The 18,381-nt window shown below is 60.2% G+C and carries 13 protein-coding genes and 1 tRNA gene; all 14 read left to right on the top strand.

Going from position 1 to position 18,381, the window contains the following annotated elements:
* Window positions 1-2: 2 nt before the first annotated feature.
* Window positions 3-1,052 (top strand): tRNA preQ1(34) S-adenosylmethionine ribosyltransferase-isomerase QueA, encoded by a 1,050-nt coding sequence (gene queA, locus ACQY5P_RS07610; RefSeq protein WP_428410136.1) that lies wholly within the window; start codon window positions 3-5, stop codon window positions 1,050-1,052.
* A complete protein-coding gene (locus ACQY5P_RS07605) occupies window positions 1,049-1,579 on the top strand; it encodes a DUF1697 domain-containing protein (protein ID WP_428410135.1) in 531 nt (176 codons plus the stop codon). The genes queA and ACQY5P_RS07605 overlap by 4 nt, the downstream gene beginning before the upstream one ends.
* Window positions 1,576-1,914, top strand: coding sequence for a tRNA-binding protein (locus ACQY5P_RS07600; protein WP_428410134.1), 339 nt, complete (start codon window positions 1,576-1,578; stop codon window positions 1,912-1,914). The genes ACQY5P_RS07605 and ACQY5P_RS07600 overlap by 4 nt, the downstream gene beginning before the upstream one ends.
* Entirely contained in the window at window positions 1,914-3,041 is a 1,128-nt protein-coding gene (gene tgt, locus ACQY5P_RS07595) for a tRNA guanosine(34) transglycosylase Tgt (protein WP_428410133.1), read from the top strand. The genes ACQY5P_RS07600 and tgt overlap by 1 nt, the downstream gene beginning before the upstream one ends.
* Window positions 3,042-3,190: 149 nt before the next feature.
* Window positions 3,191-3,266, top strand: a tRNA-Lys gene (locus tag ACQY5P_RS07590).
* 345 nt (window positions 3,267-3,611) lie between these two features.
* Window positions 3,612-3,791, top strand: coding sequence for a hypothetical protein (locus ACQY5P_RS07585; protein WP_428410132.1), 180 nt, complete (start codon window positions 3,612-3,614; stop codon window positions 3,789-3,791).
* A gap of 565 nt (window positions 3,792-4,356) precedes the next feature.
* Entirely contained in the window at window positions 4,357-6,204 is a 1,848-nt protein-coding gene (locus ACQY5P_RS07580; protein WP_428410131.1) for a PLP-dependent aminotransferase family protein, read from the top strand.
* A gap of 132 nt (window positions 6,205-6,336) precedes the next feature.
* Window positions 6,337-7,257 carry a carbon-nitrogen hydrolase family protein gene (locus ACQY5P_RS07575; protein ID WP_428410130.1) on the top strand — a complete coding sequence of 307 codons (921 nt, stop codon included), beginning with the start codon at window positions 6,337-6,339 and terminating at the stop codon, window positions 7,255-7,257.
* An 84-nt stretch (window positions 7,258-7,341) separates the two neighbouring features.
* Window positions 7,342-9,678 carry a TonB-dependent receptor gene (locus ACQY5P_RS07570; RefSeq protein ID WP_428410129.1) on the top strand — a complete coding sequence of 779 codons (2,337 nt, stop codon included), beginning with the start codon at window positions 7,342-7,344 and terminating at the stop codon, window positions 9,676-9,678.
* Between the two features lie 46 nt (window positions 9,679-9,724).
* Window positions 9,725-11,281 carry a sulfotransferase gene (locus ACQY5P_RS07565; protein WP_428410128.1) on the top strand — a complete coding sequence of 519 codons (1,557 nt, stop codon included), beginning with the start codon at window positions 9,725-9,727 and terminating at the stop codon, window positions 11,279-11,281.
* Between the two features lie 11 nt (window positions 11,282-11,292).
* Entirely contained in the window at window positions 11,293-13,488 is a 2,196-nt protein-coding gene (locus ACQY5P_RS07560; protein WP_428410127.1) for a hypothetical protein, read from the top strand.
* 14 nt (window positions 13,489-13,502) lie between these two features.
* On the top strand, window positions 13,503-15,650 hold the full coding sequence (locus tag ACQY5P_RS07555) for a hypothetical protein (RefSeq protein WP_428410126.1): 2,148 nt from the start codon (window positions 13,503-13,505) through the stop codon (window positions 15,648-15,650).
* A complete protein-coding gene (locus ACQY5P_RS07550; protein WP_428410125.1) occupies window positions 15,647-16,834 on the top strand; it encodes an MFS transporter in 1,188 nt (395 codons plus the stop codon). The genes ACQY5P_RS07555 and ACQY5P_RS07550 overlap by 4 nt, the downstream gene beginning before the upstream one ends.
* 95 nt (window positions 16,835-16,929) lie before the next feature.
* The gene (locus ACQY5P_RS07545) at window positions 16,930-18,381 is read left to right on the top strand and encodes an NAD-dependent succinate-semialdehyde dehydrogenase (RefSeq protein ID WP_428410124.1); all 1,452 of its coding nucleotides are present in this window, start codon (window positions 16,930-16,932) and stop codon (window positions 18,379-18,381) included.

Here is an 18,381-nt window from a genome sequence, read left to right as displayed (position 1 = left end):
CCATGCGTGTAGACCTGTTCGATTTCGACCTGCCGCCGGAGCGGATTGCGCTTGAACCCGCGCGCCCGCGCGACTCCGCGCGTCTGTTGCATGTGAAGCTTTCCGGTGTCGATGATCGTATAATCAGGGATCTGCCCTCGCTGTTGCGGCCCGGCGACCTCCTCGTCGCCAACGACACAAAAGTCATTCCGGCGCAGCTTTTCGGTGAGCGTCCCGGGCGTAATGGCGGAGAGCCGGTCTCTATCGAAGCGACCTTGCATAAGGACCTCGGCGGCGATCGCTGGCGCGCTTTCGTGCGTCCGGCGAAACGCATTCGCATGAGCGACGTCATCCGTTTCGGGGAAGCGCTGTCTGCGGAAGTGGTGGCGCGCGATGGCGCCGAAGCGGAGTTGCAGTTCGACACGCACGGCGAAAACTTCTTCGCCGCCCTCGACAAAGCCGGCGTCATGCCCTTGCCGCCTTACATCGCGCGCAAACGCCCGGCGGGCGAAGAAGACAAGGCGAGCTATCAGACTATGTTCGCGGAGGAGGAGGGCTCCGTCGCCGCGCCCACGGCGGGCCTCCATTTCACGCCGGATCTCGTCGCCGCACTGAAAGAAAACGGCGTCAACCAGATGACGATCACGCTGCATGTGGGGGCGGGCACCTTCCTGCCCGTGACGGCAGAGGACACCGCCGATCACAAGATGCATTCCGAGTGGGGCGAGATCACGGAAGAACAAGCCGAAGCGATCAACAAAACCCGGGCCGAAGGCGGGCGTATTATCGCGGTCGGGACCACCTCCCTGCGTCTTCTTGAAAGCGCGGCGACGGAAGCCGGAACGGTAAATCCGTTCGCCGCCGAGACCGACATCTTTATTACGCCAGGCTACCGGTTTAAAGCCGTCGACATGCTGATGACCAATTTCCACCTGCCGCGCTCGACGCTGTTCATGCTGGTCTGCGCCTTCGCGGGAACCGACGCGATGAAAGCGGCCTACGCCCACGCCATCGAAAACACATACCGTTTCTATTCCTATGGCGACGCCTGCCTGTTGGAGCGCGCGTCATGACGCAGAAGATCGCGCTTCTTCGCGGCGTCAATGTGGGCGGCCATAACAAGCTGCCCATGAAGGAACTGGCGAAGCTTCTCGAAGGCATGGGCTGCGAAAATGTCCGCACCTATATTCAGAGCGGCAATGTCGTCTATGACGGCAAGACCAAGGGGCCGGAGATCGCCGCGGCGATCAAAAAGAAATTCGGGTTCGAGCCGCACACCTTCGTGATGACCGCCGCTGCGCTGAAGAAGGCCGCCGCCGCCTGTCCTTATCAAAAACAGGCGAAAGCAGAGCCGAAATCCGTTCATCTGTTTTTTCTCGATGGCGCGCCGGACAAGGGCGCCGAAACGGGGCTCGCCGAGGTGAAAACGGCGCCGGAGGAGTTCGTGCTCGCAAAAAGCGTTCTTTATCTCCATACGCCGAAGGGGCTGGCGGCGTCGAAAATCGCCGAGAAAGCCGACAGGGTTTTGAAGACAAAGACCACGGCGCGAAACTGGAACACGGTTCAGGCGCTGATCGATCTGGCGGGGCAAAAATCATGACCGGGATTTCCTTCGATGACTTCCTGAAGGTCGATATCCGCACAGGCATCATCGAACGCGTGGAGCCGTTTCCAAAAGCACGTAAGCCCGCCTGGAAGCTCTGGGTCGATTTCGGGCCCGAGATTGGCGTCAAGAAATCCTCCGCGCAGATCACTGTGCATTATAAAGAAGAAGACCTGATCGGCCGGCAGGTGATCGCGGTGGTGAATTTCCCGCCGCGCCAGATCGCGGACTTCATGTCTGAGGTGCTGGTGCTCGGCCTGCCTGATGAGAATGGCGAAGTGGTGCTGCTTGGGCCCTCTATGAATGTGCCTAAAGGCGGCAGGATGTTCTGATGGCCGCCGATTTTTCCTTTTCCTTGAACGCAACAGACGGTCCGGCGCGCACCGGCGTCATCGCGACCCCGCGCGGCGAAATCCGGACGCCCGCCTTCATGCCGGTGGGCACGGCGGGAACCGTGAAGGCGATGATGGTCGATCATGTGCGCGCAACCGGCGCCGACATCGTTCTCGGCAACACCTATCACCTGATGCTGCGCCCGACGGCGGAGCGGGTCGCGGCGCTCGGCGGCTTGCACAAATTCATGAACTGGCCGCATCCGATCCTGACCGATAGCGGCGGCTTTCAGGTGATGTCGCTTTCGAAGCTTCGGAAGCTGACGGAGGAGGGCGTCTCGTTCCAGTCGCATATCGACGGCTCGAAACACATGCTGACGCCGGAACGCTCGATTGAAATTCAATGCCTCTTGGGTTCCGACATTCAGATGCAGCTCGACGAATGCCCGGCCATCCCCATCGAACATGACAAAGCCCGCGAGTCGATGCTGCTTTCGGTGCGCTGGGCGGAACGGTCGAAACGCGCCTTCGAGGAAAAATCGAAACCGGGCCAGGCGCTGTTCGGCATCGTTCAGGGCGCCAATTACGAAGACCTCCGCCGGGAAAGCCTCGACAAGCTGATGGAGATCGGTTTTCCCGGCTATTCTATCGGCGGGCTTGCGGTGGGCGAGGGCCGCGAGGAGATGTTCCGCGTGCTCGAGTTCACGACGCCCCATATGGATCAGGCGAAGCCTCGTTACCTCATGGGCGTCGGCAAGCCGGCGGATATTGTTGGCGCCGTCGCGCGGGGCGTCGATATGTTCGATTGCGTTGCGCCGACGCGTTCCGGCCGTCACGGCCAGGCGTGGACAAAAGCGGGCGCGATCAACATCAAGAATGCGGCTTTCGCCGACGACCCGGCGCCGCTCGACCCGGAAAGCGCGTGCCCTGCGAGCCGGGATTACTCGAAGGCCTATCTGCACCATCTCTTCCGCGCCGGGGAGTATCTCGGCCCCATGCTGCTGACCTGGCACAATCTCCATTATTATCAGGAGCTTATGGCGGGGATGCGGAGCGCCATAGCGGAGGGGCGCTTCGCCGATTTCGTCGCCGATTTCCGCGCCGCGACCGGCGAAACCATTGTGTGAAAATGGGCGAAAATTCCGGCGACGAATCGGTTGACCGGGCGGGGGGCCGCAACTATGTTCCGCGCCTTCTCGGGCGGTCGCCGCCTCACGGAGACCCGTGGGCGGCTTTTTAATGCCGGGCTTTGCTCCAGTGTTCGCCGCCGTCCCGTGGGCCCATAGCTCAGCTGGTAGAGCAACTGACTTTTAATCAGTAGGTCGATGGTTCGAATCCATCTGGGCTCACCAAAGATTCAATAAAATTAATCGATTAAATTGCGGCAGTTTGATTGGGTCACCCTGTTTCTGGCGTTCTACCTGTTTTGGGTCACTTTTTTGGGTCACCTTGCAAACGCTTGGCGTCCCGCGGGATTGTAGCGCTTTCCGAGATGAAGACATTACGCATGACCGACCGCTGGCTGCGCACACTTAAGGTCGCACGAGGTCGCGAGGAATATGGCGATGTCCTAGTGCGCGGACTTCGCCTCCGCGTGTCCGCTGTTTCGCGAAAATGCTCGGTCGTCACAAAACGGGGCGGCAAGCAGGCGCCTAAGACGATCAGGGACTATCCTTTGGTTTCGCTTGCCGACGCGCGTGAGCCGGCTCCTCGATGCTATCAGCGAAAACGCCAAAGCCGGTCTCGAACTCCCGTCGAATGAAGAGGTCTTTCCATCCCTGGAAACACTTTGCAGCGATTATGTGAAACAGATGAAGGCGAAAGGGCAACGCTCGCACGATGCTTATTATCGCGCCCCCGACTATCGACCAGCGTGATCCAGCGTCGGCGGTTGGGTTTTGCTCATTCGGGCGGTGTTAGAAATGAGACGGCGCGTGGTAGCCGGTGATTGTCCGCTCAGAGCCGAGCGCCGCCTAATGTTGTTGGAATCGTATCTCCAGAGGGAAAGCCGCCACCCGCGTCGCCTGCAGGGCCCTCAGCTTTTTCCTCGAATGCCTTTCAACGCCGCCTTGTGGCGGACTCCGCCATCCCGTTCTCGCCCCGCCTGGGCTGAGATGATTTGGTCTTCCGACAATGCGACTTGCGGATCGTCCGTCTCCTTCCTCAGGTTGGCGGACTCTACCCAAAATCTCAGAACCTTTTCCAGGGGCGTATCAGCAGCCCGAGATGAACTGATGTGCATTTGCTGATTAGCTTTTTCGTCACCGGCAATTTCTTTCGCCTTAACAGATCGCGATGTGTTAAGGCGCGGCCCATTGCCCCGCTCCGTCGTAAAGCAGAGTGCGTGCGTTTGGCCTTATCCGAAAGGCGGCAGAAAACTGTTTTGGGACCGGGAAAGTATGACTATGATATAATCAACTGGAACTAAACGAAGAAAATGAGTTGAAACGTAAAATCACGACGAAATCTATCGCGCCCTTGCTGCGTGTGGATGTTGAAAGCAGTTTGTCGTTACAGACTCAATTGCGCACACGGATAATCGAAGCGATTAACAAGGGGGCCCTTACAATCGGCGCCAGACTTCCCTCGTCGCGGCGGCTTGCGGATGAGCTTGGCGTCGGGAGAAACACCGTATTTCTTGCGTATCAGCAACTCATCGCCGAGGGGCATTTGACGGCCCGGGAGCGAAGCGGTGTTTTCGTCGCCGAGCGCCCGCTCATTTCTCGCGGCGCCGGGGTTATAATTGGCAAGGAAGGACGAAAAGAGCGCTCTGCGAGCTGGGAGCGCATTCGTATGAATGTGCCTGACATTCGGGATTTCCGCAGCCCTCCCGATTGGCAAAAATATCGTTATCCTTTCATTGAGGGTTGCTATGACCGTTCGCTTTTCCCGGTCGTGGAGTGGCGTGAGGCAAGCCGGCTGGCGCTTGCAGTCACTGAAGTTGAGGAATGGTCGACGGATAATGGCGATGCAGATGACGCCGCGCTGATTGATCAGATCAGGACGAAACTGCTGCCGCGCCGGGGGATTTCAGCCGCGCCTGACGAAATCCTCATTACCGCGGGCGAACAGCAGGCGCTGGCGCTGGCGATCGAATTATTTGCCGAACCATCCAGCATCGCCGGCGTCGAAGAGCCTGGCCAACGTGAGATTCGCGAGCTCTTCCGGCTCCGCGGTGCCAATATCGACTCTATCCCTGTGGATGAGGAAGGATTGGAGACGGAAAAGCTTCGGCGCAAATATGCTCTTGTCTACACAACGCCAAGCCGTCAGCGTCCGACGGGCGTCACCATGTCGCTGAAGCGGCGCAAGGAGTTGCTCGCGGCGGCGCATGCCAAGGACTTTCTCATAATCGAGGACGACTTTGAGTGTGAGTTGAATTATCTTCACGAAAATCTTCCATCATTGTATGCGCTCGATAACGGCGTCAGAGTCATTTACGCGGCGTCACTGTCCAAAGTGCTGGCGCCGGGCGTCCGTCTGGGATTTCTGGTGGCGCCGCCGGATGTGATCGCCACAGCGCGGCGATTGCGCGACCTGACAACCCGCCGCCCATCCCCGAACAACCAGCGCACCGCCGCGTTTTTTCTCTCCCTAGGCCATTATGACGCCATGCTCGGGCGCCTGGCGAAAGTGTATGAGCAGCGGCTGATTGCGCTGCGGGACGCTCTCAATCACTATCGTCCTCTTTCCATCGCGATTCCGCCCGTTGCCGGCGGCACCGCTTACTGGGTGACGGGGCCAAAAGGTCTTGATGCAGACAGCCTTGTCGCAGCCGCTGAAGGTCAGGGAATACTAATCGAGCCGGCAAAACATTTTTTTGGCGACAACGCCCAAAGACGCAACATGTTCCGGCTTGGCGTGACGAGTCTTCCGGCTGACAAAATCCGGCCGGGCATCGAGCTGCTATCGAAGGTCATGCGCAGTCTTGGCGCAGAAAGCGGGAATGAAAACAATCAGCCGCATGAAGAATGGTTGGATGAGCATAAATTGCGAAAAGCCGTGACGGGCGCCACGCTGCTCTACAAAACGGTCTATGGCGAGCCCTGCACAATTGAAATCAAGGCGGATGGAACGTTGCGGGGCCGTGCTGGCTACGCCAATGAAGACCGCGATGAAGGCGTCTGGCGAATAGAAGGCGACCTGTGGATTCGGCGCTGGAAAAATTGGGCCTATGGCGAAGAAGCCGCTTTTCATGTCGCCGTTTCCGGCGACAATCTTCACTGGCTGAACAAGTCGGGAGAGAAGGTCGACAGCGCGCTGATCGCGCGAGCCGAGCGCGGAAGCTAAGCCGAGGGCGGTCAATCTGGCCCCATTGATTTCGCCAACCTGGTCCTAATGGTGAAAGGGCAATTCAGGGAAGCTCAATTCTGGGCCGAAACATTCCGGATTGGCCGGACTTCGCCCTGATTGGGATGTGCGATGAGCATACTGGGACTGGCCGCTATCCAGCTTGCTGGCGAGAAAAAGGGCAATTTCGCCCTGGTCGAGTCTGAAATCCGCGCTGTCGTAAAGCGGTTTCCTTGGGTCGATCTCGTCGTCTGCGGCGAGCTTGCGATTCATGGCGCCGATCCCGCAAAGGCCGAGCCGCGAGGCGGTCCCACGGAAACAGCCCTTGCCGGCCTTGCGCGCGAACTCGGCGTTTGGCTTGCGCCGGGCTCTCTTTACGAGCGCCGCGGCGATGAGATCTTCAATACGGCGCCGGTGTTCAATCCGGAAGGCGCGCTTGTCGTCAAACACGACAAGCTGTTTCCATTCTTGCCTTATGAAAAAAACATCGCCTACGGACAATCACACACTGTTTTTGACATTCCCGGCAAAGGACGGATCGGCGTCGCCATCTGTTACGATATGTGGTTCCCGGAAGCCATGCGCACGCTGGCGGCCATGGGCGCGGAAGCGATTTTGCTGCCGACCATGACCAACACGATTGACCGCGATGTGGAGCTTTCGATTGCGCGCGCCAATGCGGCGATCAACCAGTGCTATTTCATCGACGTGAATGTGGCGGGGGAGCAAGGCAACGGGCGGTCGGTTTTTTACGGGCCCGGTGGCGAGTTGCTTCACGAATGCGGTGCGGGCCGGGAAATCATCGCTCTTGAAATCGATTTTGAACAGGTGCGCCGGGCGCGCGCGCGCGGATGGCAAGGCCTTGGCCAGGTCATGAAAAGTTTTCGCGACGCGCCAGCCGCTTATCCGTTTCATGCCGACGCCGAAGCGCGGCGGAACCGTATGGCGGCGCTCGGCGCGTTGGAGATGCCGAAAGGCGAGCGGAATAAAAAAAGCGAAGCCGAGACGCCGGCTGAGCAAGAGCAAAACCGAAAATTACGCGTCATAGAGTAGCCGGCGGCGGGCGTCGGCGCGTACAGAAAAAGGGGTCGGGCAATGAAGAAGTCAGGCAGGACAAGATCACAAAGAGCGTTACTTATGGCGCTCATGGGCGGCACTGCGCTTACGGGCGCGGGATCTGCGGCGCAGGCGCAAGAAGATGGAGATGCGGCGCGGCGCGATGAAATCACCGTCACGGCGACGCGGCGGGAGCAGAGCGTCACGGATGTTCCCTATAACATCACGGCAGTCAGCGGCGACGCTATCGATGCGGCGAGGACCTTCGACGATGCGGAGCTGTTGCGCTCCATTCCTGGCGTGGGGGTTGTCGACCGCGGCGCACGCAACGCCGGCACGCTCAATCAGGTGCGCATGCGCGGGCTCAGCGTCGACGGCAACGCGCTCGGCGATTATGCAGTATCGTCCGTCGCGTCCGTTTCGACCTATGTGAACGAAACCCCGGTCTTTGCGAATTTCCTGTTGCGCGATCTGGAGCGCGTCGAGGTGCTGCGCGGGCCGCAAGGAACGCTTTATGGATCCGGCTCGCTCGGCGGTACGATCCGCTACATTACGCGCGATCCGGTGCTTGGCGAATTTGAGGGTTCGGCGCTCGCCTCGGTTTCCCATGTGGAAGGCTCGGGCAGTGCCGGATACACGCTTGACGGGGTTCTGAACTTTCCGCTCGGCGATACGGCGGCGCTGCGCGTTGTCGGCAGCTGGGCCGATTATCCGGGCATCACCGACTATGTGAACGTCTATGAGCTTGACGCCAACGGCATTCCCGTTGCGCCGAACGGCATCCTCGACCCGGCGGCGTCCTACGACGTTGTCAAAGACGCCGATGACGTCGAACAATGGATGATGCGGGCGACGCTTTTGTGGGAGCCGGCGGACGGCGTCAGCCTCAAGGCGTTTCATGCGCGTCAGTCGGACGATGTGGGCGGCCGGCGTCAGCAAACTGTCGGCTTCAACGGTTATGGCCGCGAGTATCAGCCCTACGAGAACGGCTCCATCCAGCTTGAACCCTCGTCACGCGACCTCCATGTCTCGGCCCTTGAGGCGAATTTCGATCTCGGCTTTGCAACGCTGACCTCATCGTCTTCTTACTACGATCACGAAGGCGACAGCGTCAGCGAGAACACCGGCTTTTATGCGCAGGCCGGGTTCCTGGCTTTTTACTACAACTACCCGCGGCCCATGGCGTCGGCGGTGCGCACCTATGAAGACAAGGCCTTCGTTCAGGAAGTGCGCCTCGTTTCCGACACCGACTGGGCGTTTGACTATATTCTCGGCGGCTTTTACCGGAACCAGGATATCGAAGCGACGCAGGAGAGCTATCTGCGCGGCTTCAAGCAGTGGTGGGACACGTTCCTGCCCTTCGCGGCCGGGGCGGTCACCGGCGATCAGGATTTCGATTACCGCCGCTCGGAGAGCTTCGAGGAGATCGCGGTTTTCGGCGAACTCACCTGGCACATCACGGAAGACCTCGATCTCACCGGCGGCTTCCGGTATTTCGACAACAAGTCGGAAAACGACACCTTTATCGACCTGCCGCTTTATACGGGCGTCTTCACGCCGACAAACGCCTTCTTTGAAACATCGGAAGACGATGTTCTGTTCAAAGGCAATCTGTCCTTGCGGTTCACCGACAATGACATGTTCTATGCGACCGTGTCGGAGGGATATCGCCGCGGCGGCTCTAACGCCGTGCCGCTTACCGGCGTCTTCGCCGAAGATCCGGGCTGGCAGATTTACACGGCCGACACCGTCGTCAATTACGAGGCTGGCGTCAAAGGCGGCCACGGGGCGCTCACCTATGATCTCAGTGTCTTTTACATTGACTGGGACGACCCGCAGCTCAACACGGCGACCACCAATTGGGGCTTCTTCGCCGTCCAGAACGGCAGCTCGGCGCGCACCATGGGGCTCGAAGCCCAGCTTGACGGCTATGCGGGCGACGGGTTCCACTATTCGCTCGGCTATGCGTTTGTCGATGCTGAACTGACAGCTGACTTCTTCGCTCCGGACAATGCGGTGACGCCGGTCGCCGTTGATGGGGCGACCCTGCCGGGCGCGCCGAAGCACATGATCAACTGGGCGTTCGACTATACGGCAGACCTCGCGCCGGACTGGTCGCTCTTCGCGCGGATCGACGGATTTTATCAGTCGGAGAGCCGCAACGGCGTCGGCGTCTCACCAACCTTCAACGTGCCGCTGGAGGGATTCTCCATCTGGAACTCCACGCTGACCCTCACTCACGGATCGGTCAGCGGCTCGCTGTGGGTCAAGAACATCTTCAACGAAGCGGGCGTCACCGGCGTCTTTACCGAAGCCTATATGGGGACCGCGCCAGCGGTCGGCTATTACGGCAACGGCAACAAGGAACTAATTTCATTGCCGCGTACTGTCGGCCTCTCCCTAGGCGTGTCGTTCTAGGCAATGAGCTGCAGCCGGCGGCGGCCGGCTGCAGCGTTTATTTTTTATGATTTCAACAGACCCCTCTCTCCGGTCCCGGCTCAAGGAAGCTGACGCGCAGTTAAAAGCGCGGCGGCCGCAGCTCGCCGAACAGATCTGCGCGGACATTCTCGCGGCGGCGCCCGCGCTCGCCGAGGCGCATCTCATCCGCGCGCGTTCCTGTCAGATGATGGGGCTCCATGACCGGATGCTCGAAAGCGTTGAGGTCGCGCGCGCCGCAGAGCCGTCCTCGCTGATTGCCGCGCTGATGCGGATCGAAGCCTTGATTTGTCTCGGCGAAATCCGCGCCGGGCGAGAGGCCGCGCAAGCGCTTAAAACCGGGGATGGCGCAAACGATCCGGTTTTGTTGGCGCGGATCGCCGAACTGGAAACGCAACTCGGCGCGCATGCCGTCGCCCTTGAAACCCTCCGCCGCGCAGCCTCCCTGCAGCCGCAGAATACGGCGTTCGCTTATAATCTCGCCAGCGCCGAAATCGCCAATGGCGAGCTTGCGGCCGCCGAGGCGCGGCTTGACGCGCTCATCGCCTGCAACGCGGCGGACTATGACGCATTCTACAATCGCTCGACGCTGCGCACGCAGTCGCATGAGCGCAATCACATTGAAGAATTGACGAGCAGGCTCGGGGCGACGCGTGATCCAAGAGGCGAGGTTGCGCTGTGCTACGCCCTCGCCAAGGAATTCGAGGACCTTCAGGACTATGAAGCGAGTTTCGCCTATTTGAAACGCGGCGCCGAGGCGCGCTCAAGCCTCCTCCAATACCGCGTCGAGACCGACATCGCGGCGATGGAGAAAATCGCGGCGACGTTTGACGAGGGGTTCTTTCGAGCTGCGCAAGACAGCGGGGATGGCGAGGGCGCCATCTTCGTTCTCGGCCTCCCGCGGTCCGGCACAACGCTGGTTGACCGGATTCTCAGCAGCCATCCCGACATTGAAAGCGCCGGCGAGATTAACGACCTTGCTTACGCCATCACCCGCCACGGCGCCGGGGCCGCATCGAAAACCGATCTCATCGAGCGCTCGGCCTCCATGGATTTCGCCGCCGTCGGCCGACAGTATATGAAAGCGCTGCGGGAACGGGGAGCGGGCGCGCGCTATGTCATCGACAAGACGCCGCTCAATTATCTTTATATCGGGATCATCGCCAAAGCGCTGCCCAAGGCGACGATCATCCATGTGGACCGCGATGCCATGGATACAGGCTTTGCGATCTACAAGACGCTTTTCCGCATGGGCTACCCGTTTTCCTACAATCTCGGCTCCATTGGTCGTTACATGCGCGCCAAGTCCGCCCTGATGGAGCATTGGCGCGGTCTTCTGGGCGAGCGCATCGTCGATATTTCCTATGAGGCGCTGATCGCCGACCAGGAAGGCGAAAGCCGCCGCCTGATCGCCGCCGCCGGCGCGGGCTGGCGCGATGAATGCCTTGCCTTTCACCAGAACAAAACGCCCGCAGCGACGGCGAGCGCGGCGCAGGTTCGCCGGCCGATTTATTCCTCATCGGTCGGCAAGTGGAAGCAGTACGAACATCACCTTGGAGAGTTGTCTAAGGCCCTTCAACCATAAAGGAGAACGGCATGACGGACGGTCAGGAGACTTGTACGCGTAAGAAACGGTTCTCTGTTGCATTTTGTATTCTGGGTGGCCTCATATCGCTGGGGGCGTTTGCTCCGGCTCAGGCGGCGACCATCTTCAACGATGATTTCCAGGACGGAAATTACAGCGGCTGGACCAAGACCGGCGCGGGCGGCGCGCTGGTCACCTCTTACGCCGGAAATTACTCCGTGCGGCTCACCAACAAGGCGACGATCACCCGCACGATTTCTACGGCGGGCTACACGAACGTGCAGGTTTCCGCACAGTTTGCGGCCAGCTCGCTTGAAGGCTCGGACGCCTGCATCGCCGAAGCATCCGGCAATGGCTCAACCTGGGTGGAGATTGTCAAAGTCGTCAACGGTCAGGATAACGGCGTCACGCTTTATCCGGGATCGGCGTCGGACGCTTCCTTTAATAACAACGCCAGCCTGCAGGTGCGCGGCCGCGCGGCCGGTAATAATAATGGCGACTATTGCTGGTTCGACAATGTCGCCGTCACCGGGGATCTCGGCGCCGGCGGTCTCCGCACGGTGTTGAGTTATTCAACGCTTTCCGGTTCCGGCTCTTATGCATCGCCGGTCGATTTCGCCGCCTATGCGGAAGAATCGGACGCCAGCGCGGCGACGAACACATTCTCCGGAGCGCTTTCTTTTACCGGCAGCTCCTATAGCGGCGGATTTTCCGTCGTGCGCGACGACTATTCCTATGCAAGCGGCGGCTCCATCGATGTGTTGCCCGCCTTCGATTTCGAGTTCGTTCAGTCCGGCGACGATTTCATCCCGGCGACCCGCGGCTCCATTCCCGGCGCGCATCCGAATTGGGAAATTATTCTCGAGCCGGGAAAAGTCTGGGACGAGCCGGGCGACAACGGCTATTCGCGCGTCGCGCTTCCTTTCGCGCTTCAGGAGAAGAACGCCAATTGCACCCATAACGGCGTCATCACGTTTCTTTTCAAGGATGGCGGGCTCGTTTCCGATGCAGCCTATCAAATCGCCAGCGAAACCTGTCTCTATTTCAAATTCAACATGTGGGGTCTCATCAACGCTGATTACGATCAGGGGACTGTGACGGGCGCGGCGTCGATCATCTCCGCCTATCAGGCGGAGGAGGCTGGGCGCATGACCACAAAACCGATCAGCGCCATTGCGGCCGACTACCCCGGAACCGACGCGAGCGCTTTCGGCGCATCATCGGAAGTCAGTCCGGCGCATATGTCCGCCTTCGGTTTCGTTTATAATGGCGTTCATTATGTGGGCGGCTGCGGCACCCGCTATGGCGATTATCCCTATTGCGATGTCCTCGATTTGCCGTCTTACTCAACAGCGAAGTCGATCTTCGGCGGGATCGGCCTGATGCGCCTCGAAAAACTCTATCCGGGCGTGATGCAGGACGAGATTTCGCTCTACGTTCCGGACTGCGACGCCGACGGCGACTGGGACGATGTCTCGCTGGAAGACGCCGCCGATATGGCGACCGGCAATTATTCATCCTCCGGCTATCAGACCGACGAAGGGTCGGCCGCGATGACTAATTTTTTCCTTGAAACAACCCATGCAGACAAGATCGATCGCGCCTGCACGCAGTATCCGCGCAAGGCGGCGCCGGGCAGCCTGTGGGTCTATCATAGCTCTGACACTTACATTCTTGGAACCGCGATGCAGGCCTACTACAAGTCTCAAGCGGGCAGCAGCGCCGATATCTGGGATGATCTTTTGGGCTCCATCTGGTCGAGCCTAGGTCTCAGCCAGACCAGCGAGGTGACGCGGCGAACGCTCGACGCCACAGCGCAGCCCTTCACCGGATGGGGGCTGATGTTTCATCGCGATGACATCGCCAAGATCGCTGACTTCCTGAATGTGGATGACGGCGAGATCGGCGGCGTCGCTCAGCTTGACGCAACGGAGTTCGCCGCGGCGATGCAGAAAACGCCGTCCGACCGGGGCCTCGTCGCCGGCGATCCGACGATCCGTTACAATAACGGTTTCTGGGCCTGGAACGCGCAGTCCTATCTCGGCTGCGGATCGGCGACGTGGATCCCGTTCATGTCCGGCTTCGGCGGCATTACCGTCGCCTTGTTGCCGAATGGCGGGACCTATTACTATTTCAGCGACAATGCGGAATTCGCCTGGGGCGAGGCGCTGGCCGAAGCCCATTCCATCAGTTCCGTTTGCCCCTGAGGTTTGTTGAGTGAATGCTGTTTCGTCCGTTGTATTCCGTTTTCATCTCCGCGCTTCTGCTTTGTGCGCAAGCGCACGCGCAACTTCTTCTCGAAGAGGATTTTGAAGATGGGAACGCGGACGGGTGGTCCGGCGATCCGGGGCGGGGGACGCTCCAGCTGACGGCGTATGGCGGCAATGTCTCCATGCGCCTCGCCCGCGATGCATCGGCGGTTCGCGCCGTCGATCTCGCGGGCGCAGCGCGGGTTGAGCTTTCTGCGTCCTTCGCGGCCATGGATCTTGAGGGCGGCGACGCCTGTCTGCTCGAGTTTTCGGCCGACGGCGCGAGCTGGACCGAGATCGGCCGGATCGCTGACGGACGCGACGACGGCGTCACGCTCCAGCGCGTCTCTGGCGGCGTCGAATTGCCGGCGGACAGCGTCAAGGGCTATATTGGCGTGCGCATCAAGGCTAACGCGGCGAACGATGTCTGCTGGGTCGATAACATTCGAGCGGTCGCCGCGCCGTCACGCGTGAATCTCGAGAAGACAATAACGCCCGAAACATTCGAGACGGGCGCGGCGCCGTCGAAGCCCTATGCCGCCTCGGCTTTCGCGCCGCCGGAAGAAGGCGCTGCGCCCATGGAAAATTTTCAGGGCGTGTTGCGGTTCTCTGGCGAGATGGCGGATCATTTTGTTCTACGGCGCGATGATTTCAATTATGAGCCGGACGGCAAGAGCTTGCGCGCCTTGCCGCCGCTCGAAATCGGTTTGGTGGCGCATGGCGGCGAACTCATTCCCCTGATCCGCGGGCCCATACGCGGCGATCATCCCGATTGGGAGTGGATCGTGGAGCCGGGCCGCATCTGGCGCGGCGCGGATGGTGGCGTGGCGGCTTCGTTTCCATTCGCCCTTCAGGAACGCAACGCCAATTGCATTCATAACGGTCTCGCAGCATTCCGCATCGGCGCGGACGGCGCCATGTCGCACCTTGTCTATCAGATCGGGTCGGAAACCTGCGCCTATATGCAGTTCGATCTCTGGGGCGCAGGCGAGGCGTCATTCGAGATGCGCTCACAGGACGGCGCCGAAGAGGCTCTTCAAGCTCATGAACAGGAAAAGGCCGCCCGCTTTGAAACTAGACCAATCGAAAAGCTAACTGGTCTTGGCGACGGCGCCTTCGGTTCATCTTTGGAAGTCAATCCGGAGGCGATGACCTTATTTGGTTATGTCGCGGACGGTGTTCATTACACAGGCGGCTGCGACACACGCTACGGGCCTTATCCATATTGCGACGTGATGGATATTCCTTCCTATTCATGGGCGAAATCCATCGTCGCCGCGATCGCCGCTATGCGGCTTGAAAAGCTTTACCCCGGATCTATGGCCTCCCTGATCCGCGACTATGTTCCCGCTTGCGATGAGGAACGCTGGGATGGCGCCACGTTTGAAAACGCCCTTGATATGACGACCGGCGTTTACAACGCCAATGTTTATGAAGCGGACGAGAATTCCCCGGTTATGCGGCGGTTTTTTCTCGTCGAAGGCCATGACGAAAAGATTGAGATCGCCTGCACGGCTTTTGCGCGTAAAGCTGAACCCGGCGAAACATTCGTCTACCGTACCGCGGACACCTATATTCTCGGCGCGGCGATGAATGCGTTTTTGCGCGAGCAGACGGGGCGAGCAGATGCGGATTTTTACGACGATCTCCTCGTTCCGATCTGGCGGCGGATCGGGTTGAGCCCGCTGGTCATGACGACGCGGCGCACGCGCGATGCCGCAGCGCAGCCCTTTGCCGGCTGGGGGCTGACGCTTCACCGCAACGACATTGCCCTCATCGCGCAGTTTTTGCAGCAAGGCGGCGTGATCGATGGCGAGGCCGTGCTCGACGAAGCCATGCTCGCGGCGGCGCTGCAGAAACAACCCGATGACCGCGGCCTTGAAGCGGTTATGCCTGCGCAACGCTACAATAACGGTTTGTGGGCGTGGAATGCGGGGCCCGCGATCGGCTGCAAGAACGACCAATGGATTCCGGCGCTGTCTGGTTATGGCGGGCTGTCCGCAGCGCTCATGCCGAATGGCGCGGTTTATTATTATGTGAGCGATGGCGGCGACTATGCCTGGCGGCGCGCCGCGATGGCGTCGAATGCGCTCGATTCATTCTGCGAGGCCGAAAGATGAGTGATGTTCAAACGGCGCCGGCGCGCGAGGGATTTCCGACGGCGAGACCGGACGGCTTCCCCGCCAGCATCATGCTGTCATTCCTGGCGACGGCCGGGCTCTTCTATGTGAACATCATGGCGGCGATTGTTGACGGCCTTGTCAGCGGGCTCGGCCTTTCCGACAGCGCGGCCGGCGATATCGGCGCCGCGAATATTTACGGCGCCGCCTTCGGCGCGCTGATCGCGGTGTTTTTCGTGAAAAACGTCCCTTGGCGGCCGCTCGCAGTCATCTGTCTTCTTGGCCTTATCGCCATCGACCTCGGTTCGATATTCATCACGAGCGCGGAGGTGTTGATCCTCGTGCGGCTTGCTCACGGGATCACCGGCGGTTTGCTGGTGGGCGTTTCCTATGCTGTTATCGCGCGGTCAGGAAAAGTCGACCGCACCTTTGGGGTTCTGCTGTTCGTTCAGTTCGGACTCGGCGGGCTGGGCGTCATGGTGCTGCCAAGGCTGGTTCCGATTTACGGCACGGCGCCCTTGTTTCTCGCGCTTGCCCTGTTCAGCGCTGCGGCGCTCGCCATGCTTCCGTTTCTTGACCGCTATCCGCCGAAGAAGAAGTTGGCGATCAAGCACGGCGGTGTCGCGTGGACGCCATTGTTGATGACGCTTGCCGCTATTTTCATCTTTCAGGCGGCGAATATGGGCCTCCTCGCTTATATCATCCGCCTCGGGATAGATTACGGACTTGAGCGCAATTACGTCTCGACGGCGCTCGGACTTGCAACCTGGGTTGCGCTTGCGGGACCCGGCGTCGTCATTGTCGTTGGAAAGAAATACGGACGATTTCCTGTGCTCTTCGCGGGCATGGGGCTAACGCTCGCAGGCACGGCGATGTTTCATTTGAGCGCGCATCCGGCGGCCTACATGCTCGCCAATTGCGGCACGGGGATAACCTGGGGCGCCGTGATGGCGTATCTCCTCGCCATGGCGTCGCAGTTTGACGGCGCTGGACGCACAGCGGCGGCGGCTGGATTTGTCTCGAAGCTCGGGCTGGCGAGCGGTCCGTTCGCCGCCGGCAAGCTGCTCGCCGCCGGCTACGGCTTTTCCGGCCTCATCAATGCGGCGCTTATTGGCCTCGCGCTGAGCACCATTGTCACGCTGCTACCCGCGCGCCGCCTCGACCGCGAAAAGACAGACGGCTGAAGCTGGCTCCATCATGCCTTTTGATCTGGCCCTGTCGGGCCGCTCCGTGAAAGCGCATCCGTGTCCGGTAAGGCGCGGACCATGGACACGCAGTGATGAAATATAAACTGATCAAAACCAGAGCGTATATCGGCGGGAGCTGGTTGTCGGCGGAGAGCGGCGCCGGTTTTCCGGTGTTCAATCCGGCGACCGGGGAGGAGATTGCGCGCGTCGCCGATTGCGGCGCGGACGACGCGGCCCGGGCCATAGAAGCTGCGGCGGCGGCGTTTCCCGAATGGTCCCGCCGCACAGGCGAGGAGCGGTCGAGGCTTCTGAAACGCTGGCGCGACCTCATTATCGGCCATGAGGAAGAACTGGCGCAAATCATTACCCTGGAAATGGGCAAGCCTTACGCTGAAGCGCTGGGCGAAGTCCGGTATGGCGCCTCTTATGTGGAATGGTTCGCAGAGGAAGCGAAACGGATTTATGGCGACGTCATTCCCAACGCTTCCCGCGGCGCGCGAACCATCGTTTTGAAGCAGCCCGTCGGGGTTTGCGCCGCCATCACGCCGTGGAACTTTCCGAACGCCATGCTGATGCGCAAGGTTGCGCCGGCGCTTGGCGTCGGATGCACCATGGTTGCGAAACCTGCCGAGGACACGCCCTTGTCGGCGCTTGCGATTGCGGCGCTTGGCGAAGAAGCGGGGCTTCCTCCAGGCGTCTTCAATGTGGTTCCGTCCGCGCGCCCGCAAGAGGTCGGCGGGGTTCTTGCGACGCATCCGGCGATCCGCAAAATTTCCTTTACCGGCTCGACGGAAACGGGACGGCTGCTGTTGAGGCAGTCGGCGGAAACCGTGAAAAAAGCCTCCATGGAACTCGGCGGGAATGCGCCGTTCATTGTCTTCGACGACGCCGACCTGGATTCGGCCGTTGCGGGCGCCATGGCCTCCAAATATCGCAATGGGGGACAGACCTGCGTCTGCGCAAACCGGATATTCGTTCAGCAGGGCGTTTATGACGCCTTCGCCGAGCGGCTTGCGGCGCAGGCGGCGTCTCTCAAAGTGGGGCCGGGAGATGAGGAGGGCGCCGAGATCGGTCCGCTCATCAATATCCGCGCTCTTGAAAAAGTGGACGCCCTTGTGCGAAGCGCCGTCGGCGAAGGGGCGAAAGCCCTCACCGGCGGAGGCTCCCATGACCTGGGCGGCCTTTTTTATGCGCCGACGGTGCTGACCGGCGTCCGCAACGACATGGAGATCGCCAGGGCCGAAATTTTCGGGCCTGTGGCGTCGATCATTCCCTTCGATGGTGAGGATGACGTCATTCGCGCCGCCAATGACACGATTTACGGGCTTGCGGCTTATCTTTATACGCGCGATCTTGGCCGCGCTTTCCGGGTTGGCGAGGCGCTGGAGTATGGCATGGTCGGTGTGAACGAAGGCGTTATTTCGTCGGCCGCCGCGCCTTTTGGCGGCGTCAAACAATCGGGTCTTGGACGCGAGGGCTCGAAATACGGCGTCGAAGACTATCTGGAAATGAAATATATATGTCTCGGAGGACTTGGGCGATGA

The sequence above is a fragment of the Hyphococcus sp. genome, from assembly GCF_965267305.1.
GTDB lineage: Bacteria > Pseudomonadota > Alphaproteobacteria > Caulobacterales > Parvularculaceae > Hyphococcus.
Note: the sequence above shows the minus strand (reverse complement) of the source record. Positions and strands in the feature narration are given on the sequence as shown.